The sequence below is a fragment of the Pseudooceanicola atlanticus genome (genome assembly GCF_000768315.1).
Classification (GTDB): Bacteria; Pseudomonadota; Alphaproteobacteria; order Rhodobacterales; family Rhodobacteraceae; genus Pseudooceanicola; species Pseudooceanicola atlanticus.
This window is the reverse complement of sequence record NZ_AQQX01000002.1, coordinates 599653-620806: the sequence shown is the minus strand read 5'-3', so window position 1 is coordinate 620806 and position 21154 is coordinate 599653. Positions and strand designations below refer to the sequence as shown.

The 21154-nt window shown below is 65.6% G+C and carries 16 protein-coding genes, 1 tRNA gene and 1 pseudogene; 10 read left to right on the top strand and 8 right to left on the bottom strand.

What is annotated here, in order from left to right; translation table 11 throughout:
* Nucleotides 1-52: 52 nt before the first annotated feature.
* The 5 genes from ATO9_RS07070 to ATO9_RS07050 all read right to left on the bottom strand — a co-directional run bounded on the left by ATO9_RS07070 (nucleotide 53) and on the right by ATO9_RS07050 (nucleotide 5979).
* A complete protein-coding gene (locus ATO9_RS07070) occupies nucleotides 53-1747 on the bottom strand; it encodes an ATP-dependent acyl-CoA ligase (RefSeq protein WP_081979477.1) in 1695 nt (564 codons plus the stop codon).
* 141 nt (nucleotides 1748-1888) lie between these two features.
* On the bottom strand, nucleotides 1889-2590 hold the full coding sequence (locus tag ATO9_RS07065; protein WP_043747176.1) for a hypothetical protein: 702 nt from the start codon (nucleotides 2588-2590) through the stop codon (nucleotides 1889-1891).
* Nucleotides 2591-2765: 175 nt separating this feature from the next.
* Complete coding sequence (locus tag ATO9_RS07060) at nucleotides 2766-3569, bottom strand: cyclase family protein (protein ID WP_052418150.1); 804 nt, start codon at nucleotides 3567-3569, stop codon at nucleotides 2766-2768.
* On the bottom strand, nucleotides 3569-4807 hold the full coding sequence (locus ATO9_RS07055) for an SDR family NAD(P)-dependent oxidoreductase (RefSeq protein WP_043747174.1): 1239 nt from the start codon (nucleotides 4805-4807) through the stop codon (nucleotides 3569-3571). The genes ATO9_RS07060 and ATO9_RS07055 overlap by 1 nt, the downstream gene beginning before the upstream one ends.
* Nucleotides 4804-5979, bottom strand: a complete 1176-nt coding sequence (locus ATO9_RS07050) for a thiolase family protein (RefSeq protein WP_043747172.1) — start codon at nucleotides 5977-5979, stop codon at nucleotides 4804-4806. Before ATO9_RS07050 ends, ATO9_RS07055 begins: the two co-directional genes overlap by 4 nt.
* A 262-nt stretch (nucleotides 5980-6241) precedes the next feature.
* On the opposite strand from ATO9_RS07050, the gene ATO9_RS07045 reads away from it, so the two are divergent.
* Nucleotides 6242-7117 carry a helix-turn-helix domain-containing protein gene (locus tag ATO9_RS07045; protein ID WP_043747170.1) on the top strand — a complete coding sequence of 292 codons (876 nt, stop codon included), beginning with the start codon at nucleotides 6242-6244 and terminating at the stop codon, nucleotides 7115-7117.
* Nucleotides 7118-7177: 60 nt separating this feature from the next.
* Here ATO9_RS07045 and ATO9_RS07040 read toward each other — a convergent pair whose 3' ends face one another.
* Entirely contained in the window at nucleotides 7178-9310 is a 2133-nt protein-coding gene (locus tag ATO9_RS07040; protein WP_043747415.1) for a TonB-dependent siderophore receptor, read from the bottom strand.
* A 353-nt stretch (nucleotides 9311-9663) separates the two neighbouring features.
* Here ATO9_RS07040 and ATO9_RS07035 point away from each other — a divergent pair, with 353 nt between their 5' ends.
* The 7 genes and pseudogenes from ATO9_RS07035 to ATO9_RS24675 all read left to right on the top strand — a co-directional run.
* Nucleotides 9664-10647 (top strand): iron-siderophore ABC transporter substrate-binding protein, encoded by a 984-nt coding sequence (locus ATO9_RS07035; protein ID WP_043747168.1) that lies wholly within the window; start codon nucleotides 9664-9666, stop codon nucleotides 10645-10647.
* Nucleotides 10644-11681, top strand: a complete 1038-nt coding sequence (locus tag ATO9_RS07030; RefSeq protein WP_043747166.1) for a FecCD family ABC transporter permease — start codon at nucleotides 10644-10646, stop codon at nucleotides 11679-11681. Before ATO9_RS07035 ends, ATO9_RS07030 begins: the two co-directional genes overlap by 4 nt.
* A complete protein-coding gene (locus tag ATO9_RS07025; protein ID WP_420329713.1) occupies nucleotides 11678-12724 on the top strand; it encodes a FecCD family ABC transporter permease in 1047 nt (348 codons plus the stop codon). The genes ATO9_RS07030 and ATO9_RS07025 overlap by 4 nt, the downstream gene beginning before the upstream one ends.
* Nucleotides 12721-13542 (top strand): ABC transporter ATP-binding protein, encoded by an 822-nt coding sequence (locus ATO9_RS07020; RefSeq protein WP_043747164.1) that lies wholly within the window; start codon nucleotides 12721-12723, stop codon nucleotides 13540-13542. Before ATO9_RS07025 ends, ATO9_RS07020 begins: the two co-directional genes overlap by 4 nt.
* Complete coding sequence (locus ATO9_RS07015) at nucleotides 13539-14603, top strand: siderophore-interacting protein (RefSeq protein WP_043747162.1); 1065 nt, start codon at nucleotides 13539-13541, stop codon at nucleotides 14601-14603. The genes ATO9_RS07020 and ATO9_RS07015 overlap by 4 nt, the downstream gene beginning before the upstream one ends.
* Nucleotides 14604-14690: 87 nt before the next feature.
* A complete protein-coding gene (locus ATO9_RS07010; protein ID WP_043747160.1) occupies nucleotides 14691-16394 on the top strand; it encodes an ABC transporter ATP-binding protein in 1704 nt (567 codons plus the stop codon).
* Nucleotides 16395-16452: 58 nt separating this feature from the next.
* A pseudogene (locus ATO9_RS24675) lies at nucleotides 16453-16713 on the top strand (hypothetical protein); the annotation flags it as partial.
* Between the two features lie 104 nt (nucleotides 16714-16817).
* Here ATO9_RS24675 and ATO9_RS07005 read toward each other — a convergent pair.
* Nucleotides 16818-16894: transfer RNA gene (locus ATO9_RS07005), tRNA-Met, on the bottom strand.
* 128 nt (nucleotides 16895-17022) lie between these two features.
* Here ATO9_RS07005 and ATO9_RS07000 point away from each other — a divergent pair.
* Together ATO9_RS07000 and ATO9_RS06995 are read left to right on the top strand one after the other, a co-directional pair.
* On the top strand, nucleotides 17023-18435 hold the full coding sequence (locus ATO9_RS07000; protein ID WP_043747158.1) for an FAD-binding oxidoreductase: 1413 nt from the start codon (nucleotides 17023-17025) through the stop codon (nucleotides 18433-18435).
* A 4-nt stretch (nucleotides 18436-18439) separates the two neighbouring features.
* Nucleotides 18440-19987 (top strand): gamma-glutamyltransferase, encoded by a 1548-nt coding sequence (locus ATO9_RS06995; protein WP_043747156.1) that lies wholly within the window; start codon nucleotides 18440-18442, stop codon nucleotides 19985-19987.
* Here ATO9_RS06995 and ATO9_RS06990 read toward each other — a convergent pair.
* Nucleotides 19984-21096, bottom strand: a complete 1113-nt coding sequence (locus ATO9_RS06990) for a THUMP domain-containing class I SAM-dependent RNA methyltransferase (RefSeq protein WP_043747154.1) — start codon at nucleotides 21094-21096, stop codon at nucleotides 19984-19986. The two genes, ATO9_RS06995 and ATO9_RS06990, sit on opposite strands and share 4 nt — an antisense overlap.
* Between the last annotated feature and the right edge of the window lie 58 nt (nucleotides 21097-21154).

Here is a 21154-nt window from a genome sequence, read left to right as displayed (position 1 = left end):
TGATCCCGGCGCCCATAGGTCGCCGGGCATAGGATCGCGACGCGATCCGGCGTCAGCGGCGCAGGGTGACCCCTGCGGCCTCGCGGTCCCAGGTGGTGTCGGTGACACCTTCCTCGCGCAGTTTGAACTTCTGGATCTTGCCGTTCTCGGTGCGTGGCAGTTCGGTCCGTATGTCGACGAAACGGGGGATCGAGTAATAGGGCAGACGGTCTTCGCAATGGCGGATCAGCGCCTCGGGGTCGAGCGTCGCGCCTTCTTTCAGGACGATGGCGACCATGACCTCGTCTTCTGCCAGTTCCGATGCCACGGGAAAGACCGCGGCGGTCGAAACCGAAGGATGGCTCAGAACGCCCTGTTCGACCTCGTAGGACGAGATGTTCTCGCCCCGCCGTCGGATGGTTTCCTTGATCCGGTCGACGAACCGGTAATAGCCCTCGCCATCGCGCACCACGCGGTCGCCGGTATGCAGCCACAGGTTCTGCCAGGTCTCCACGGTCTTGTCCGGCATCCCGAAATAGCCGTGGGCAAAGGCGTTTGGCTTGTCTGCTCGCAACAGCAACTCGCCCGAAGTCCCGTCGGGCACCTCGTTGTCGAATTCGTCCACCACGCGGGCATCGAACCCCTTGGTGATCCGCCCGATCATACCGGGGCGCAGGATATCCGCCTCGGTCTGGATGACATTGTTCGACTCGGTCGATCCGAAGGCATCAAGCAGCAGGATTCCCGTGCGCCGCACGAATTCATCGTGAAACTGCGCCGGCACACCGGGGGCCAGGGCCACGCGGGTGGAATGGTCGCGTTCCTCCGGGCCTTCGGGCCGCGACAACAGCATCGGGACCATAGCCCCCAGCAGATAGGTCACGTCCGACCCCGACGCCTTCAGCGCCTCGAAGAACTTTGAGACCGAGAATCGTTCCGACAGCGACTGGCTGCCGCCGAAGACCAGCGCCTGGAAGAAACAGTTGATCGCGTTGGTGTGGAACAGCGGCAGCGTCGTATGCAGCACGTCGCCCGGCCGGATGCCCAGTTGGCGACCGGTCGTGATCGCCCACCAGAAGAATTGCTCATGCGGGCAGATCACACCCTTCGACACGCCCGTCGTGCCAGAGGTGTACAGGATCGCGATCGGATCGGCAGGCTTCACCGCGACCGCGTCGATAGGCTCTCCGGGTTCTGGCATCGGCTGCGCGCCGTCGGGCAGGTCCGCGCCCTCCGCGTCCAGCACATAGATTGTCTCAAGCGCCAGGTCGCTGCGGTCCACCGTGGCGAGGTTGGGCAGCAGCGCGGCCTCGATGATCAGCAGCTTGGCCATCGAGTTCTGGAAGATGTGGTGCAGTTGATCCCCGCGCGAGGCGGTGTTGATCGGCACGGCCACCGCGCCGACCCAGGAAATCGCGCTCAGCAGCGGGACGAAGTCCAGGCGGTTGGCGCTGATCATCGCGACGCGGTCTCCCGGCGCGACCCCGGCCTCGACCAGCAGGCCGGCCAGGCGCGACGCTTGCTCCCGCAACCCCGTGGTGGTCAGGCTGGCGCCATCCATCTGCAGCATCACCGCATCGGGCGCATCGCTGACACGGGCCTCAAGCAAGGCGGGGAGGGTCCTGGCCGCCGAGGGAATGCTGACCTCGAGCGCATCCGCCCGGGCATGGGACGCCCGGCAGTATTCCTCTGCCACCTTCTGGTCGAGCAAGTCACAGACCGCCCGGGCGGCATCGGAAAAGACCTGATCCTTGGCTTGCTCGGACATGCGGGCGTTCCTTTCTTTCGAGGGCTGGACGCCCTGTTCGGCGAAGTATGGGATCGACTCGGATTTACTTCAATCCTAAACTTTTTTGCCATGCGCGAACGTGCAGCCACCGGCTTGCGAGGCAAGCGCGACGGTGTCGTGTCACGCCGTGGGCCGGATCACTTCGGTCAGCATCGGGTAATGCTTGTTGCCATTCAGGATTGGCGGGAACGTGTGGTAATCGTCCCGCATTCTGAGCCGTACGGGGGAATGAAGCGCGTCGGTCAGGGCTTGCGGGCTGTCGAACATGATCCGGTTGCGCTGCATGACCTGCACCCGTTCCCAGGGCATGGCGTCGATCCAGTCCATGCGGGTCAGCACCTCAAGTTCGCGGATGCCGGGGAAGTCTTTCATGATCGGCGGATGCTGGCGGATGTAGCAATCCAGCCATTCCGTCAGATCCTCCGCCGGACCGGGATAATAGACGATATAGCTGCAGGCCGTTGGCGACAGCGGCGCCGGTTCCGGGACAGCGAAGGGCCTGAGATACATGGCCTGTTGCGACGCATCGGTGCCGTCCAGGCTTTTCATCCCGCCGTTCTGCACAAGCGTATGCAGACCGCCACCGGGATTGATCGCGGCCTCAAGGCTTTGAAGGTCGTCAAAGAAAAGCTGCATGCCAAAGACCGGCGGGGCACCGTCGTCGTTGAACATGTCATCGGCCTGGGCAGGGGTATAAAGATGCCCGCGCTCCAGCCCCGGCAGACCTTTCAGACAGGTGCGCAGCCCTTCGGTTTCGGAGGGGGCGATCCGCAGCGACGGGTCGGCCGGATTGAAGAAGAGGGCAAAGTAGCAGACGGTCATGGGCGGCTCACTCTCTGTTTGAACGGACGCGCCCAACCGGAGGGTGAACCCGCAGGGTTGCGCGAAACTCCTTCAAGCTTGAAGTAAAGATACCGTTGCCGTCAATCCCTGCCGCGATCCCGGTCCCGCTTTCTGTGACGCGACCCGCCGCGATGCCTTAAGCGGTGGCACCGGTTCAGTCGGTGCCGCCCGGAACCAGCGCGATCACCCGCAGCGGACTGCCGGAACCCGCCTTGATCTTCAGCGGCGCGGCAAAGATCATCGCTCCGCGCGGGGGCAGCGCCTCCAGCCCGGTCAGGCATTGCAGACCGTATTTCCCGGCCCCGTGCAGGTAGTGGTGTGCAGGATAGGGCGGCGACAGATGCCCGGCCTGACCCCAATCCGTGCCGATGGTTTCCGTGCCGAAGCCCTGGATGTTCCGGTCGTCGACGAGGAACCGGATCGCCTCCGCGTCCGGGCCGGGCGTATGGGCGCCATCCGCCTGAAGATTGGCGTACTCTGCGCCGGTCTTGTCGCCCCAGCCGCTGCGCATGATGACCCAGCAATCGGGTTCGATCTGGCCATGCTGCGCTTCCCAGTCCAGGATCGCCTCGCGGGTCAGCAGGTGATCGGCATCCTTGTCGCAGGCCTCCGTGCAGTCGATCACGCAGGCGGGGGCCAGCATCGGCTCCAATGGCATCGTGTCGACCGAATTACGCGGCAGGTCGCGCCCCGTCACCCAATGCACCGGCGCGTCGAAATGCGTGCCCGTATGTTCGCCAAAGCTGATGTTGTTCCAGTACCAGGCCGGGCCGGTGCCGTCGTAGCGAGAGATTCTCTCGATCCGCACGGGCCAGGACTGGCCGAATTCCGGAGGCATCACGATGGTCGGATCGTCGGGCGCAAGCGTCCGCGTCAGGTCGACCAACTGCACCCCGCCCGAGGCCAGCGCGCCGGCCAATGCGGTCAGGACGGTATCGGGTGTCTGGTTGTCCTGCATCACGTCCACCTCGACCGTTCGACTTCTTTCGGGTTCTGATCCATCCGCTCGCGGAAATCCTCGGCCTCCGCGCCGAGATAGACATCTTCCAGCCCACGCTTCAGCGCATCGACCACGCCTTTCGACAGCGCACCCGCGCCCAGCTTGGGCGGCGGCACCTGTTCGAACCAGTCGATATCCAGAGCGCCGTGGAACACGTTCACCACCCGCACGCCGCCGCCGCGCAGCATGCCGCGCAGGGATTGCGCCACCGACAGCTCTGCCGCCTGTGCGGCCGAGTAGGTGACGGCTGCGGGATGTGCCAGTTGCGCGGTGATGGACAGCAGATTGACCCAGGCCAGCGCCGGCCGGTCGCCATCCGCACCGCGGCCCATCATGGCGGCGCCGAAGGTCTGGCTCAGCCTGACAAGGCCAAGCGCGCCGACTTCCATCATATCCTTGATGCGCAGCGCCGCCCCGCTGTCCAGCAGCGATCCGGGGCGGTAATGGTAGGCGCTGTTCACCACGATCTCGATCTTGCCCGCCAGGTCCGCGGCGGCATCCATGACCGACCGTTCGTCACGCGGATCAAGGTCGATCAGCTCGACCCCCTCCACCGCGGCCAGCGCGTCGATCTGGGCCGAGGGTTTCCATCGTTCGGCAACGCCCACGAAGATATGCGCCGCACCCGCCCCCAGCAGGGCCTTGCACAGGGCCACGCTGGCCGGGTGCCGCCCGTCGGTCAGCAGGATCCGGGCATGCAGCGGATCGGCGGTCAGTTCACGCAAGATGGGGTCCTCCTCCGCATCCGGGGCCGCGGGGCCTTCGGGAAAGGCAAATACCACCGGCTGTCCACCGGCGTCGAGTTTCAGCGACAGCGTGACCCGCCCGTTCGGCGTACAGTCACGGTGCAGAAAAGCGATGATCTGCGGCCCGGCATCGGACTGGATCAGCCCCTGCCGGATCGGCGTCAGGCGCCGGAAATATGGGTCCGCCGTGTTGCGGATGGTCGTCTCGCTCAGCAATGTCCCTCCCGCCGGGACATCCGTCAGGGGCAGGTCCGGGCTCAGGCATTCGGAGCAGGCGTCGCGTGCGGGGTAGGCCACCGTGCCGCATTCCGCGCAGCGTTGCAGCGCGAACCGGCCGGTCGCCGCCGCGGCGATCAGCAGGTGACCCCGCAGCGACCGTGGCTGCGGTGGCAGCAGCGGCACCTGCGTGCGCAGCAGGGGGTTCTTCTTCGGCGGCACCGGGCGGGTCATGCTGAGGCCTCCAGGATCACGGCGCCCGAGGACAGGCCGCGCTCGTAATTGATCATGCCAAAGCCAAGCGCCATGCCGCGCCGCGCCTCGGACACCTGCCGGTCACCGGCCTGGCCCATCAACTGGCGCATCGTTTCGACCACGCCAAGATGACCGCCCGCGGCCCCCGCCTGGCCCGTCGACAATTGCCCGCCGCCCGTGTTCTGCGGGAAATCCCCGCCGAAGGTCAGATCGTGTGATCGGACGAACTCGGGCGCCTCGCCCTTGCCGCAAAAGCCCAGATCCTCGAATTGCAGCATGATGATGACCGGGTAATCGTCATAGGTCTGCAACACGTCGATCCCCTGCGGAGACGTACCTGCCATGGCGTACAGGTCATCGACATCCCTGGCCCATCCGCCGCGCTCCTGCACCGGATCCTCGGGAAAGCTGTGATGGCGTTCGATCGACCCGGTCAGCCGGACGAAGTCCAGCCCCTGGGCGCGCGCGGTCTCCTCGCGCATGACCAGGAAGGCATCGGCCCCTGCGCAGGGCATCACGCAATCGAACAGGTGCACCGGGTCCGAGATCGGTGGCGCGGCCATGTAGGCGTCGAGCGTCAGCGGCTTCTTCATCAGCGCGTTCGGGTTCGACAGCGCATTCTGGCGCTGCGCCACGCAGATGCGCCCGAAATCCTCGCGGGTGGCACCGAACCGGTCCATGTAATTACGGGTCAGATGAGCAAAGCTGGCATTCGCGCCGCCGGCCCCCATCGGATAGACCGCATCCTGCGCAAAGCGCGAGAAGTTGGACAGGGATTGCCGGAAACTGTCGATATGGTTGGTGTCCGCGGCGATACAGGCCACGACGTCGGCATCGCCGCTTTCCACGGCCCGCGCCGCCCGCCGGATCGACGCTACCGCCGAGGCCCCGCCAAGCGGCACAGTATCCAGCCACCGCACCGACATGCCCAGATGCTGGGTCAGCGCCACGGCACTATCGGGGGCCAGCGAAAAGCTCGCCGCGCACAGCCCGTCCATGTCCTTGTGGGAAATGCCCGACGCCTTGGAAAGCTGCCGCAGCGCGGCGCCGAACCACCAATGCGCGGCGTCGATCGAATAGCGCTGGTAGGGCACGGTGACCGGCACGGTCAGCACCACGTCCCTGTACGCCTGCCTCGGGCCTGCCGTCATATCGAATCATCCAAAGTCATTCTGCTTCAAGTATGTTTTAAACTTGAAGGAAATGACAGCCCCCGGATGTCATACCTTTTACAGCCGATGCATGAACAACGGCTCAAATTGGCTCTGCCAAAGCGACGCATTGGAGGCCGAATATGACGTTTGCTTGAGATGGCGAACGAAAAGCCATACAAAAAACCCTTAGCCAACCCGGATCGCAGCCCCTTGCGACGGACAGCCAGATCGCAATCTCCGAACCCGGACGCTTCGACCCTTGGGCTACAACCACGATTTTCGGGGCTATACCAAGAGCCTGCGCAGCATCGCTCCCGTTGAGTGGCGGCAATACGAAAACACCCTGGTGGCCTATTGGGAGGCCGCGGGGGAACGCGGTGCCACCGGGCAATACGTGTCGGCCAATCCGCGGCTGAGCCTGTTTTTCGACGACATGAGCTCGGTTGCCGTCACATCGGGCGAAGAAACGCGGCAACTGGCGCGGGCGATCTACGTGCCGGCGGGGATGCACCTGACGACCAGCTTTTCGAAACCGCTGAATTTTTCCCATGTCGATATCCACATCGACCATGGCTGGGCGGTGCAGTTCCTGTCGACGGTCCTGCCAAGGTCGGCCGCGATGCAGATGCTGGATGCCCCGGCCGAACGCCATGACATTGCCGATATCGAACCGCTGGCCCGTCTGCTGGTGGAAGAGGTCCGCCAACCCACCCGGCACGACGTGTTTGCCGAAAACATCGCCAATGCCCTGATCACCGGCGTTCTCGATCTCAAGCGGCAGGAGGCAGGCGATGGCAATGCGCGGCTGACCGGGGCGCAGATGCGCAAGGTCTCCAGGCGGTTCGAGGCCGGCGGCGGCCAGCGGCTGAGCACGGCGCAGATGGCAGAGGCGGTGAACCTGTCGGTCAGCTGGTTTTCCCTGGTGTTCCGCAACACCACGGGCATGACCCCGCATCAATGGCAGCTGAACAAGCGGGTCGACCAGGCGCGGGATCTGTTGTCGGGGTCCGATCTGACCGTGGCGGATATTGCCGACCGACTCGGGTTCTCGGATCAGGCGCACCTGACGCGGTCCTTCCGTCAGATCGTTGGGGAAACCCCGGCCAGCTGGCGACGCCGCCAGCAGCAGGGGTAGGGCGACAGGCGCAAACCTGTCATCCCACCCGGTCGAGGGAACCGGGTGGGACAGGTCGGATCACCAGCTGTGCCGCAGGGCCGCCGTGATCGTTCTTCCGTTGTTGTAATAGGCCGCGGTGCCCTGACCCACGACATATTGCTCGTCGAAGATGTTGCTGACATTCACCGTCAGGTCGGTGCTGTCCGTCACCGCGTAGGAGAACGACGCGTCCACATAGGTCTGGCCAGGGCTTCTGCCGCTGTTGTTGTAGACGTTGTAGTAGTACGGGCCGACATAGCGTGCTCCGATCCCCACCGACATGTCACCAAGCGCGCCGGCATAGGGCAGGTCGTAGTTCAGCCAGATCGACGCCATGTGGTTGGGCACGGTGGCGAATTCGTTGCCGTCCACGGTCGTGCCGCGCACGTTGCCGCGCACGTAGTTCGACTTCTGGTAGCTGTAGCCCCCGGACAGGGTCAGGCCCTCGGCCAGTTCGGCGCGAGCTTCGAACTCGAAGCCGCGGATGCGGGATTCGCCGATGGTCTGACGGTCGATCACGCCGCTGGGCAGCACCACCGGAACGACGACGTTCTTCTTGGTCAGCTCGTAGACCGATGCGGTGAAGAGCGCGTTGATCGCCTCGGGCTGGTACTTGATCCCGACCTCGTACTGCTCGCCGCGTTCGGGCTGCGTGCCGATGGAGGGGGGCGCAACCGACTGGACATAGCTGGCATAGGCCGACACCTCGTCGGTGATCTTGTAGGTCAGCGCGCCGCGGAAAGAGGTTTCCGAGAAGGCCGCCTGCGTCGTTGCCGCCGTCAGCTGGTTGGTGTTGGTGATGTCCAGCCAGTCATGCCGCACGCCCGCCGTCGCGACCAGGCGGTCGGAGAAGGACAGGTTCTGCTGCAGGAACACGGATTGCGTCGTGTAGCTGTTGGCCTGGACGCTATAGGGCGCGAAGCCGGTCGGCGCCCCGGTATAGACCGGGTTGTTGGTGTCGATCGGCGTGTGGTTGCCGTAAAAGGCCGAACTTGTGGTCGAGGCATCGCGGAATTCGAACCCGGCCAGGGTGCTGCTGTCGACCGAGCCAAAGCTGGTATCGTATTGCACGATCACGTTGCCGATCAGCTCTTCCGCGGTGCTGTTGGTGCCGAAATAGTCGCGGTTGACCACGCTGCCGACCCGCGCCGCGTTGTCGTTCACGTAGACATAGCCGAAATCGTCCTTCAGGTCGCTGTAGCGCAGGTTCGCGTTCAGCGTCAGCCCGTTGGCGAATTCGTGCTGCAGCCCGGCGGTGATGGTCAGCCGTTCGACCTCGTGGTAGTTGAAGCTGGGTTCGCCGAAGAACAGGCCACGGTCGTACAGCCGGTCCAGCGGATAGCCGCCGCTGTTCGGTGTGCCGTCACGGTCGAGGTAGTCGACAGTGAAGGTCAGCTCGGTGAAATCCGTCGGCTTGTAGGCGATGGAGCCCAGGAAGAACTTCTCGTTGTCCTTGGAATTGGCGTATTCCAGGTCCGCATCCTGCACCTTGCCAACGACGCGGTAGGCGACGGTGCCCTCCTCGTTCAGCACGTCGCCGAAATCGAAGCCGATTTCGGCGTGGTTGTGCGACCCGTAGGAGGTATAGACCTCGCCGAAGCGTTCGAATTTCGGGGTCTTGGTCACGAAATTGACCGTGCCGCCCGGATCGGACGTGCCGAAGAGGGTGGAGTTGCCGCCTTTCATCACCTCGAGCCGTTCGAAGGCGTAGGGCTCTTCCCGGACACCGCGCATGGAGCCGAGCGTCAGACCGTCGCGATAGGTCGAGGCCTGGAAACCGCGCACGAGGTAGTAATCGTTGCGGTCATCGGTGCCGTAGTAATCGGTCACGATGCCCGGCGTGTATTCCAGCACGTCCTCGACCTTGTCGGCATTGCGCTGCGTGATTTCCTTCTGCGTCACCACCGAGACGGAGGCGGGCGTGTCCAGGACGCTCGTCGCGACCTTGCCACCGGTCCAGAGTTCCTTGGCGATGGTGGAGTTCGCGTCGTCGTCGGATGCGAAACTCAGATCGACGATGATCGGAGAGAGCCGGTAGGTCCCGGTGTCGGCGCTGTCCTGCGCTGCGGCGGTCAGCGGAAGAGCGACAAGCGCCGTGCAGCCAAGCAGGACAGAGACCCGGCGGGCCGGACGAGTACGGGATAGGCGATGATGAGTGGAGGATGACCCCATGACGTTTTCCAAGCTTCTGAAGTGTCGGTTTTGCTGGCTGTCCGCCGAGGGAAGACGGTTTGCTTGCGGCGTCGGGGGCCGGACTTTCGTCTGTGCCCCTTCCGCATGAGTGCGCCGGAACTGCAGGGCCGGGATTCGGCCCGGCTGCCCCGGCATTGCCGGCACCTAACGCAGGATCGCGGAGATGTGTATTGTATATATCGACTGTTTTTGTCGGATTCTCCGGGAAACCTGTCAAAAATACTCGGAATTGCGTTTTTGCGGGTCCCGGCCAGCTTGACGGACTGGCGGGGAAGTGAAAAGCCGACCGAAATTGTCGACTGAAATGACCCGGGCCGGAGGTCCATTCCACCATGTTCCATTATGCGAAGATGATCCTGTGCGTGATCGGGCTCGGGTTTGGCGCCGCGCAGCCGGGCCTGGCCGACGAGTTTCCGGTCACCGTCGATCACGCCTACGGGCAGACCACCGTTCCCACCCGTCCCGCGCGGGTCGCAACGGTCGCATGGGCCAATCACGAGGTGCCCCTGGCGCTTGGCATCGTTCCGGTGGGCTTCGCCCGGGCCAATTTCGGCGATGACGACGGCGATGGCCTGCTGCCCTGGGTCTCGGACCGGCTGGAGCAGCTGGGGGCCGACGTGCCCACGCTCTTCGATGAGGGCGACGGGATCGATTTCGAGGCCGTCGCGGCCACGCAACCCGATGTCATCCTGGCGGCCTATTCCGGTCTGTCGCAATCCGATTACGAGACGCTCAGCAAGATCGCCCCGGTGATCCCGTTTCGCGACGGGCCGTGGTCGACGGGCTGGCGCGAAATGATCCGCCTGAACGCGGCCGGGCTGGGCCTGACCGAGGAAGGCGAGGCGCTGATCGCCGAGATAGAGGGCCAGATCGCCGATGTCGTCGCCGACCATCCCGTCATCGCGGGCAAAAGCGCGATGTTCGTTACCCACCTCGATATCCGCGACCTGAGCGTGATCCGGTTCTATTCGGCCAACGACCCTCGCGTGCGGTTCCTCGAGGATCTGGGGCTGCATTCGCCGCAGGCCGTCATGGAGGCGACGGAGCCGGGCCGCTATTCCGGCGAGATGAGCGCCGAACGGATCGACGCCTTAGCCGATGTCGACATCATCGTCACCTACGGGGGCAGGGCGCTGTTCGACCGGGTGAAGTCGAACCTGCTGACCTCGCGCATGAAGACCGTGGAAAACGAGGCCGTGGTGCTGCTTGGCAATGATCCGGTCGGGACGGCGGCGAACCCGACACCGCTGTCGATCCCCTGGGTGCTGGACGATTACGTGTCGCGCCTGGCCGACGCCGCGAGCCGGGTCGAATGAGCTCTGCCGCCGGCACTGCGACCCTCGACGGGTTGCGCCGGTCCCGACGCGGCCGGGCCGCCTGGCTGGCGGTCGTGCTGCTTGGCCTTGCCCTGGCCTGCATTCTGTCGGTCAGCCTGGGGACGCGGGATGTCGGTTGGGCGGATATCGTGGCGGGCGTATCGGGCACGACCGAGACGATGGCGCAGGCCGTCGTCGCCGTCCGGGTGCCACGCACGGTCCTGGCGGCGCTTGCGGGTGCTGCACTTGGGCTGGCGGGTGCGGTGATGCAGGGCGTGACGCGCAACCCGCTGGCCGATCCGGGGATCCTGGGCGTGAATGCCGGCGCGGCGATGGCGGTGGTGATCGGCATGGCCTGGTTCGGGATGCAATCGCTTGATGCCTTTCTCTGGACGGCGATCCTCGGGGCCGGGATCGCGGCCTGTTTCGTCTACGCGGTCGGGTCGCTGGGCCGGGGCGGGGCGACACCGTTGAAGCTGGCCTTGGCGGGGGCGGCGACCTCCATCGCGTCGGCGTCTTTCACCGTGGCGATCATCCTGCCGCGCAACGATATCGCGGGCGGCGTGCGGTCCTGGCAGATCGGCGGCGTGGGCGGGGCCAGCTTTGACGCGATCCTGCCCTGCCTGCCGTTCCTGGCCGTCGGGCTGGTGCTGTGCCTTCTGTCGGCGCGCAGCCTGAACCTGCTGGCCCTGGGTGACGAGGCCGCTGCCGGCCTGGGGGCGCAGGTTGCCTGGGCGCGGGCGGCCGCCGCGCTCGGGGCCGTGCTGCTGTGCGGGGCGACCACGGCGATCTGCGGGCCGATCGGGTTCGTCGGGCTGGTGGTGCCGCATATGTGCCGCCTGCTGGTCGGCGTCGATCATCGCTGGCTTCTGCCGTTTTCCGCCCTGACCGGGGGCATCCTGTTGATCGTCGCCGACGTGATCGGCCGCATCATCGCCCGTCCGTCCGAGATGGATGTCGGCATCGTGACAGCCTTTGTCGGCGCGCCCGTCTTCATCTGGATCGTCCGTCAGCGCCGGGTGCGTGACCTGTGAGCGCCGTGGAGCATAGCGACACGACCGCATGGATCGGCACGCTGCGCGCCGCGCGGAGCAGGGGGCGGTTGCGCCTCGTGGCCATCATGTCTGCGTTGGTCGTGCTGGGCGTCCTGGCGACGTTGATGACCGGGCCGACGCTGACCACGCCGGGGCAATTGCTGCGCATCTTCTCAGGCCACGACGTGCCGGGGGCCAGTTTCGCGGTGACGGAACTGCGCCTGCCACGGGCCACCCTGTCGGTGCTGACGGGGATGAGTTTCGGCCTGGGCGGGGTGATCTTCCAGACGCTGCTGCGCAACCCGCTGGCCAGCCCGGACATCATCGGCATCAGTGCCGGGGCCAGTGCGGCGGCTGTCTTCGCCATCGTCATCCTCGGCTGGAGCGGCGCTGCGGTGTCCGTCACCGCCGTCATCGCCGGGCTTGGCATCGCGCTGCTGATCTACCTGCTGGCCTGGCGCGACAGGGTGTCGGGGGCGCGGCTGATCCTGGTGGGGATCGGGCTGGCCGCCATGCTGGACAGCCTGATCGCCTATGTCCTGTCGCGCGCGCCGTCCTGGACCTTGCAGGACGCCCTGCGCTGGCTGACCGGAAGCGTCAACGGCGCGACGCTGGACGAGGCACTGCCGCTGATGCTGGCGCTGCTGGTGTTGGGCGGCCTGCTGCTGGCCCGGCGTGGCAACCTTGAGGCGATGCGGCTGGGCGATGACACCGCCGCCGCGCTTGGCGTGCCGCTGGCGCGGGACAAGGTGATTGCGGTGATGGCGGCCGTCGGGCTGATCGCGGTGGCAACCGCCGTTTCGGGGCCCATTGCCTTCGTCGCCTTCCTGTCCGGACCGATTGCCAAGCGGATCGCGGGACCGGGCCGGTCGCCGCTGATCCCCGCCGCGCTGGTCGGGGCGCTGCTGGTGCTGATCGGCGATTACACCGGGCAGCACCTGCTGGCCGGGCGCTTTCCCGTCGGTGTCGTCACCGGCGCCCTGGGCGCACCCTACCTGATTTACCTGATCATCCGGTCCAACCGCACCGGGAGAGAGACATGACCACAATCACCGCCGAAACCCTGAACGCCGGCTATGGCGGCCGCCCGATCCTGACCGATCTGGACCTGACCGTGCCGCCAGGTGTGGTCACCGCGATCGTCGGGGCCAATGCCTGCGGCAAGTCCACCCTGCTGCGCTGCCTGTCCCGCCTGCTGAAACCCAGCTCGGGCCAGGTCGTGCTGGAGGGCCGGTCGATCCGCGATATGCCGACGCGACAGCTGGCGCGGGTGCTGGGCCTTTTGCCGCAATCGCCCATTGCGCCGGACGGGATCACGGTGGCCGATCTGGTCAGCCATGGCCGCCATCCGCACCAGGGCATGCTCTCGCGCTGGACGCAGGCCGATGACATCGCCGTGGCCCATGCGCTGGAGGCGACGCGCACGGCGGAGCTTGCGGATCGGGACGTCGATGAGCTCTCCGGCGGGCAGCGCCAGCGGGTCTGGATCGCTATGGCACTGGCGCAGGAGACGGATATCCTTCTGCTGGACGAGCCGACGACCTTTCTCGACATCGCGCACCAGATCGAGGTGCTGGACCTGCTGGTTGACCTGAACTGTCGGCGCGGCACCACGATCGTGATGGTGCTGCACGATCTCAACCTCGCGGCGCGCTATGCCGACCATCTGGTCGCAATGCGGCAGGGGCAGGTCCACGCCGCCGGATCGCCCGAACGGGTTCTGACCGAGGACATGGTCGAACAGGTCTTCGGCGTGCCCTGCCGGGTGATGACCGACCCGACCTCGGGCCAGCCGATGATGCTGCCGCTCGGGCGTCACCTGACCCCGCCCGAACCCGCCAGGAAGGAGCTTTCCGCATGACCCATGCCGCACAGACCCATGCCGAACAGGCCTATGCTGCCCAGGCCACGGCGACCTTCGCCGGGGCTTTGCCCGATGACCTGATCCCGCATATCGCCGCGCATGCCCGCGCGGCGGAGCTGGAGCTCGAGGAACGGGAAAGCGCCCTGATTGTGACCGTGCCGCTGGCCAAGGTCGCGATGGAACGGGGCGCCACGGACCTGCGCGTCCGCGTCGATGCGGTGGATGCCGTGTCGTTGCAGAACATCCGGGATTACCTGCTGCATATCCTGGATCACGTGGCGCCGGGGCTGGGCCCGAGCGCCGACTGGCAGGGCGATGTGGCCCGCAACCGCACGCCCCTGAACTTTGCTACCGCCACCGTGCGCGGGGTCCGGCGCGTCGCGCCGCATTTCCTGCGGGTCGAGATGGCCTGTGCCGACACGCAACGGCTGGACGAGGGGCGGGGGATGCATTTCTCGCTCCTCCTGCCACCCGAGGGGCGGGACCCGGTCTGGCCCCGTCTGGACGAGGCCGGCCGGACCATCATGCCCACGGGCGCCGATCAATTGCACCGCGCGGTCTATACCTTCGTCGATCTGGACCCCGTGCAGGGGCGGTTCAGCTTCGACATCTTCGAACACGAGGGCGGGCGCGCCACCGGCTGGGCGCAGGCGGCACAGCCGGGGCAGGTGGTGGGCATCACCGGCCCGGGCAGCGGCGATTTCCCACCCGGTAAGGACCTGCTGATCGCCGGGGATGAAACCGCGCTGCCCGCGATCCGTCGCATCCTTGAACATTCCGCGGCCGACCGGCGCGGCCGCATCGTGCTTGAGGTCGGGACAGAGGCTGACATCTGCGACATGCCGCGCCCGGCAGGAATGGACCTGACCTGGCTCGTGCGCGACCGGGGCGAAGCGCTCTGGGATGTTCTGGCGACGGAACCGCTGCCGGAAGGCGACGACAGGTATGTCTGGATCGCCGCCGAGAAAGACCTGGTCCGCAAGGCCAAGGCCCGGTTCCGCGACACGCTCCGCATCGGGCCGAAAGACGGATATTTCGCCTATTACTGGGAGGCGTGAAGCTCCGCCGCTGCTACTGCGACCAAGCTCTCCTCCCGCGACCGGATTGCCAGCCCGCCCCTCGGGCGCCAGCCATGGAAAGACAGAATGCTCCGCCAGTTCTTTGACTATTACCGCCCATGGAAGGCTCTTTTCTGGATCGATTTCGGCTGCGCCGTGATCTCGGGCCTGCTGGAGCTTGCCTTTCCACTGGCCGTGCAGGCCTTCATCGACCGGCTGCTGCCCTCGGGGGACCTGCCGCTGACCGTGCTGGCGGCGATCGGTCTTCTGGTGATCTACCTGGTCAATGCCGGGCTGATGGCGGTGGTGATCTACTGGGGCCACATGCTGGGCATCAATATCGAGACGGAGATGCGCCGCCGCGCCTTCGACCACCTGCAACGGCTGTCCTTCAGCTATTTCGACAAGGTGCGCACCGGCAAGCTTGTCGCCCGGGTCACTCGCGACCTGGAAGAGATCGGAGAGGTCGCGCATCACGGCCCCGAAGACCTGTTCATCGCGGTGATGACCTTTATCGGGGCCTTCATCCTGATGCTGACCATCGACGTGGAACTGGCGCTGATCACCGCGGCCATCGTGCCCGCCTGCGTTGCGATCGTGGTGTTCTACGGCGGTCGCATGACACGCACTTGGCGCGAGATCTATGCCCGCGTCGCATCGTTCAACATCCGGCTCGAGGAGAACGTCGGCGGTATGCGCGTCGTGCAGGCCTTCGCCAATGAGGATCACGAGAAGGCCCTGTTCGCAAAGGACAATGCCGCCTATCGCAAGACCAAGCTGGCCGCCTACAAGGTGATGGCGGCATCGTCGTCGCTGAACTACATGGGGATGCGGCTGATCCAGGTGATCGTGATGGTGGCCGGGGCGATCTTCGTGCTGAACGGATCGCTGACCACTGGCGGCTTCGTCGCCTTCCTGCTGCTTGTCGGCGTGTTCTTCCGCCCGCTCGACAAGATCGCCGCGGTGATCGAGGTCTATCCCCGCGGCATCGCAGGCTTCCGCCGCTACCTCGACCTGATGGAGACGACACCGGACGTGACCGACAGCCCCGATGCCGTGGCGGCACCCGCGCTGCGCGGCGCGGTCGGGTTTCACGATGTCAGCTTTGACTATGGCGATGACCGTCCGGTGATCCGCGAGATCTCCCTCACCGTTGAACCGGGGGAAACCGTGGCCTTTGTCGGCCCCTCGGGGGCCGGCAAGACGACGCTGCTGTCGCTGGTGCCGCGGTTCTATGACCCGTCCTCAGGGCAGATCACCGTCGACGGTCGCGACACGCGCGGCCTGACCCTGCAATCGCTGCGCCGCCAGATCGGCATCGTCAGCCAGGATGTCTTCCTGTTCGGGGGAACCTTGCGGGAAAACATCGCCTATGGGCGGCTTGACGCGACCGAGGAGCAGATCCTCGACGCCGCCCGCCATGCCCAACTGACCGACATGATCGCCGGGCTGCCCGACGGCCTGAACACGGTGGTGGGCGAACGCGGGGTCATGCTGTCGGGCGGTCAGAAGCAACGCGTCGCCATCGCCCGGGCCTTTCTCAAGAACCCGCCGATCCTGATCCTGGACGAGGCGACCTCGGCCCTCGATTCCGAAACCGAGCGCCAGATCCAGATCGCCCTGAACGAGTTGTCCCGTGACCGCACCACGCTGGTCATCGCGCACCGCCTTGGCACGATCCGCGACGCCGACCGCATCGCGGTGATGGATGCAGGCCGTATCGTCGAAATCGGCACCGATGCAGAACTGCGCGCGATGGCCGGCCGTTATGCCCGGCTGAATTCGAATTAGATTCGGCCGGTTTCGTGGGCGCCGAGATAGGGTGTTTATGAAACTTGAGACCCCATCGGCTGCCTTGCCTGGAAATGGCAAGCTTACCCCAGAGCAAGAAGAGTTCTGGTCTCTTCGACGGGAGCTATCCAAGCTGAATGCCGAGCTTTACATCTTAAAAAGGGTGAGACCATGTTTTGTCATTGGCCCGAGGACAATGGTCGAACGCCTAATTCGCCCGGGACCAACTTTGATGGTAGGATTCATGACGAAGCACCGAGGGGTATGGCCGATAAATTGGATGTGTGACGCGCTTGCTGTGTCACGACGCGACTTTCATGTCTGAAGACGAATATTGCTACCCCTGCACCCCCGAAATGGCATCTGAACGATGCGCAAATCAACAGCCGCAGACGTCGATCTAAATGGTCACTGGGAAAGGTCTGGTAGCGGAGGAGGGACTTGAACCCCCGACACGCGGATTATGATTCCGCTGCTCTAACCGACTGAGCTACTCCGCCAGACCGGGGCCGTTTAGGCCACGGGGCGCGTCAGGTCAAGCGGGAAAAACCGACCTTTTCGCACTTCGCGTGCCCTTGCCTCTTGTCGCGGGGATGGCCATCATCCTGACGCTTGAAAGGATCTCCGGATGATTGACCAGATTGCCGCCATCGTCGGCCCCAAGAACGTTCTGACCGGGGCGGATGCCGCGCCTTACGGCGAAGACATCACCGGCATGTGGCAGGCCACCCCGGCGGCCGTGGCACGCCCCGCCTCCACGCAGGAAGTGTCGGACCTCATCAAGCTGGCCAACACGCTGCGATTGCCGGTGATTCCGGTGGGCGGACGGTCGGGTCTGACCCGTGGTGGCATCGGGGACGGAGTGCTGATCCTGTCGTTCGAACGCATGGCCGCGATCCGCGAGATTCGCCCCGAGGCCCGCATCGCCGTGGTCGAGGCCGGCGCGATCCTGTCGGATATCCATGACGCTGCCGAGGCACAGAACCTGGTCTTTCCGCTCACCTTCGGCGCCAAGGGGTCGGCCCGGGTCGGCGGGTTCCTGGGCACCAATGCGGGCGGGTCCAACGTTCTGCGTTATGGCAATACCCGCGACCTGGTGCTGGGGATCGAGGCGGTTCTGCCCGACGGCCAGATCGTCGATCTGATGAGCGGCCTGCACAAGAACAATTCCGGCTATGACCTGCGCCACCTCCTGATCGGCTCCGAGGGGACGCTGGGGGTCATCACCGCCGCCACGCTCAAGCTGATGCCCAAGCCCGGCGCCTATGCCACCGCGATGATCGGCATGGCCAAGCTGTCGGACGCCCTGCCGCTGCTGAACGAGGTGCAGAAGGCCACCGGCGGCCTGGTCGAGGCCTTCGAATACATGCCCGACAAGTTCGTCGGCGATTACGTCCGGCTGAACCCCGCGCACAAGCTGCCCTTCGACGACCGCCACCCGGTCAACATCCTGATCGAGATCGGCGCCCTGTCGCCCCGCGATTGCGAACCCGGCGAGGACGGGCAGATCCCCATCGTCGCCTATCTCGAGGATATCCTTGGCCAGTACCTTGAGGACGGCCGCATCGACGACGCAATCGTCGCCCGGAACGAAGCCCAGCGGCGCGAGATGTGGGCCCGGCGCGAAGCTGCGGCAGAGGTCGCGACCCTGCATCCCTTCCGGGTCACCAACGACGTCGCGGTGCCACTGGACCTGGTCGAAACCTTCCTGGCCCGCTCTGACGCGGCGATGCAGCGGGTCGATCCCGGCAGCGACACGTCGGTCGTGGCGCATCTGGGTGACGGCAATGTGCATTACACCGTCTGGCCCACCGTCAACGACGCACAGCTCAAGGATGCGATCATGGAGGCGGTCGAGGATATCGTGATCGACCTCGGCGGATCGTTCAGCGCCGAACACGGTGTGGGCGAGGCCAAGCTGTCGTCGATGGCGCGGCGCAAGGATCCGGCGGCGCTTGCGGCAATGCGGGCGATCAAGGCCGCGCTCGATCCGCTGAACCTGATGAACCCGGGCAAGGTCCTGCCACCGATCGAAGGCTGACACGATGCAGACGAATTTCTCCGCCACCCAGAAGACCAGCAAGACCGTGACCGAGACGGAGGGCGGCGTCGTCGCCTCCCAGCATCGTCGCGCCAGCGAGGTCGGGGCCCAGGTCCTGGCCGAGGGCGGAGATGCCATCGACGCGGCCATCGCCACGGCCTTTACCCTGGGCGTGGTCGAACCCTGGATGAGCGGGCCGGGTGGCGGCGGTGCCATGGTGATCTGGCGCGCAAAGGAACAGCGCGCCTATGCGCTGAACTTCGGCATGCGCTCCCCGGCCGCGCTCGATGTCGCCGATTACCCGCTGACCGGCGCGGCCCGTGCGACCGACCTTTTCCCCTGGCCCGCGGTCAAGGATGACCGCAACGTCGTGGGCGCGACCGCCGTTGCCGTACCCGGCATGGTCGCCGGGATGGAGGCCGCGCATTCCCGTTTCGCAACAAAAGCTTGGGGCGACCTCCTGGCCCCCGCTACCGCCATCGCCGAAGAGGGGCCGCTGGCCGATTGGTATTCCGCCCTGCTCACCACTTCCTCGGCTCGGCTGATCGCGAAGGACCCGGACCTCGCCGCGATCTTCCTCGAAGACGGCACCTGGCCGCGCATCGGCGGCTGGACCGGGTCGGGGCAGCAGCGGCTGGACATGTCGGGCATGGCGGCAACCCTGCGACGCCTCGCCAGCCACGGTGCGCGTGACTTTTACGAGGGCGAGATCGGCGAGGCCATGGTCGCCGACGTCCAGGGCAAGGGCGGCTGCCTGTCGATGGAGGATCTCAGGGCATACACGGCCAATTTCTTCGAACCGCTCAGCTTCGATCGCGGTACGACCCGGTTCCACACAATGCCCGGCCTCACCGCCGGTCCGACCCTCGCCGATTACTTCACGCGCCTTGCAAGCGGCGGCGATGTCCCCGCGATGGCCGACGCCCTGCGCGCCGCCTATGACCACCGGATCGCCACGATGGGCCATGACGGCGAAACCCATGACAGCCCCGGCTGCACATCGCATTTCTCGGTCATCGACCGCGAAGGGAACATGGTCGCCGTCACCCAGACCCTGCTGTCGATCTTCGGCAGTCGCACCCTGTCGCAAAGCACCGGGATGCTGATGAACAACGGGATCATGTGGTTCGATCCGGAGCCGGGCAAACCCAATTCGCTCGCGTCCGGTCAGCCTTGCCTGATGAACATCTGTCCCACGATCGCGATCACGCCGGAGGGTGGTTTTGCCGTCGGGGCATCCGGTGGGCGCAAGATCGTGGGCGCGGTTGCGCAGCTTTCGACCCATCTCACCGATGGCGGGCTGACGCTGGAACAGGCCTTCCACACACCCCGCTTCGACATTTCGGGCGAGACGCTGGTCGCCAACTCCGCCCTTCCGCAGGACGTGCTGGACCGATTGGTCCAGTCCTATCCGGTCTCTGTGCAACCGTCTGTCAGTTATCCGTTTTTCTGGGCCTGCCCCTCGGCGGTGATGCGGCGCGACGGCCGCAATATGGGCTGCACGGAGGTCATGTCCCCCTGGGCCGACGCGGTGTCAGAGCCCTCGGCCTAACCCAGCGGATCGGTCCGGTACAGCTTCACCTTCAGCCCGCCATGGGCCACCGGCGCCTCCTGCGGCAGGAAGGGCAGGTTGGTCGCCTTGGCCAGCCCGCCATCGTCGGTAATGATGCCGACCCGCCAGCCACGGAAACGCTCCATCAGCACGTCGCCCATACTCTTGTGAAGGCTGAACAGCAATTTGCGATTGCCGATCCGACCACCATAGGGCGGGTTGATCATGACCAGCCCCGGCGGCCCCTCAGGCGGGGTGATGTCGCTGATCGGCTTCTGCTCGAACCGGGTGATCCCGGCGACGCCGGCGCGTTCGGCATTGGCGGTCGCCATCTTGATTGCGCCGGCATCGCGGTCCGATCCGTGGAAGGTCAGGTTCGTCGTCCGGGGGCTGATCGCGGCGCGTTCGCTGGCCCAAAGGTCCGCGTCGAACCCCGCCAGATGTTCAAAGGCAAAGCTGCGGCTGCGTCCGGGGGCGAGGCCCAGGGCGATCTCCGCGGCTTCGATCGGGAAGGTGCCCGACCCGCACATTGGGTCCAGCAGCGGCTCCGCCCCGGTATAGCCGCAGCGCCGCAGGAACAGCGCCGCCAGCGTTTCCCGCATCGGCGCCTTGCCCACGGCCTCCTTGTGGCCGCGCTTGTGCAGGCTCTCGCCGGTCGTATCGAGGCTGAAGGTCACCAGGTTGTCTTCGATCCGGGCCATCACCCGCACCGACGCGGATTTCGAGATCTCGGCCCCCAATTCCTCGTGAATCGCCCGTTCGATTCGCTGGGCCGCCGCGCGGTCATGATAGATCTTCGATGCCTTGCAGGTCGCCTCCACGGTCACCGGAACATCGGGGCGCAAGAACTCCGCCCAGGGAAACTTGCGCGCCCGCTTGTCCAGCTGCGCCAGGTGAAATGCGCGGAACCCGCCGATCCGGATGACGACGCGGGTCGCACCCCGAAGCATCAGGTTGGCCCGCCGCATATCTGCCCAACTGCCTGTTACGGTCACGCCGCCCGGCTGGGCCGCTGCGTCGGTGAAGCCCAGCTCTCGCGCCTCGTCCCGCAATACCGGTTCGAGACCCGGCGCACAGACGAGGAAGATGTCAAATCGCTCAGAGGTCATATCCGTCCCTTAGCGCCATTCCGGCGCCAAGGCGACAGGATACCGATCTCGCACCGAC

What these genes read in the sequence shown, in the direction of transcription:
- ATO9_RS07070 (WP_081979477.1), bottom strand. Translation starts at nt 1,747, where the DNA reads ATGTCCGAGCAAGCCAAGGATCAGGTCTTTTCCGATGCCGCCCGGGCG.
- ATO9_RS07065 (WP_043747176.1), bottom strand. Translation starts at nt 2,590, where the DNA reads ATGACCGTCTGCTACTTTGCCCTCTTCTTCAATCCGGCCGACCCGTCG.
- ATO9_RS07060 (WP_052418150.1), bottom strand. Translation starts at nt 3,569, where the DNA reads ATGCAGGACAACCAGACACCCGATACCGTCCTGACCGCATTGGCCGGC.
- ATO9_RS07055 (WP_043747174.1), bottom strand. Translation starts at nt 4,807, where the DNA reads ATGACCCGCCCGGTGCCGCCGAAGAAGAACCCCCTGCTGCGCACGCAG.
- ATO9_RS07050 (WP_043747172.1), bottom strand. Translation starts at nt 5,979, where the DNA reads ATGACGGCAGGCCCGAGGCAGGCGTACAGGGACGTGGTGCTGACCGTG.
- ATO9_RS07040 (WP_043747415.1), bottom strand. Translation starts at nt 9,310, where the DNA reads ATGGGGTCATCCTCCACTCATCATCGCCTATCCCGTACTCGTCCGGCC.
- ATO9_RS07035 (WP_043747168.1), top strand. Translation starts at nt 9,664, where the DNA reads ATGTTCCATTATGCGAAGATGATCCTGTGCGTGATCGGGCTCGGGTTT.
- ATO9_RS07030 (WP_043747166.1), top strand. Translation starts at nt 10,644, where the DNA reads ATGAGCTCTGCCGCCGGCACTGCGACCCTCGACGGGTTGCGCCGGTCC.
- ATO9_RS07020 (WP_043747164.1), top strand. Translation starts at nt 12,721, where the DNA reads ATGACCACAATCACCGCCGAAACCCTGAACGCCGGCTATGGCGGCCGC.
- ATO9_RS07015 (WP_043747162.1), top strand. Translation starts at nt 13,539, where the DNA reads ATGACCCATGCCGCACAGACCCATGCCGAACAGGCCTATGCTGCCCAG.
- ATO9_RS07010 (WP_043747160.1), top strand. Translation starts at nt 14,691, where the DNA reads ATGCTCCGCCAGTTCTTTGACTATTACCGCCCATGGAAGGCTCTTTTC.
- ATO9_RS07000 (WP_043747158.1), top strand. Translation starts at nt 17,023, where the DNA reads ATGATTGACCAGATTGCCGCCATCGTCGGCCCCAAGAACGTTCTGACC.
- ATO9_RS06995 (WP_043747156.1), top strand. Translation starts at nt 18,440, where the DNA reads ATGCAGACGAATTTCTCCGCCACCCAGAAGACCAGCAAGACCGTGACC.
- ATO9_RS06990 (WP_043747154.1), bottom strand. Translation starts at nt 21,096, where the DNA reads ATGACCTCTGAGCGATTTGACATCTTCCTCGTCTGTGCGCCGGGTCTC.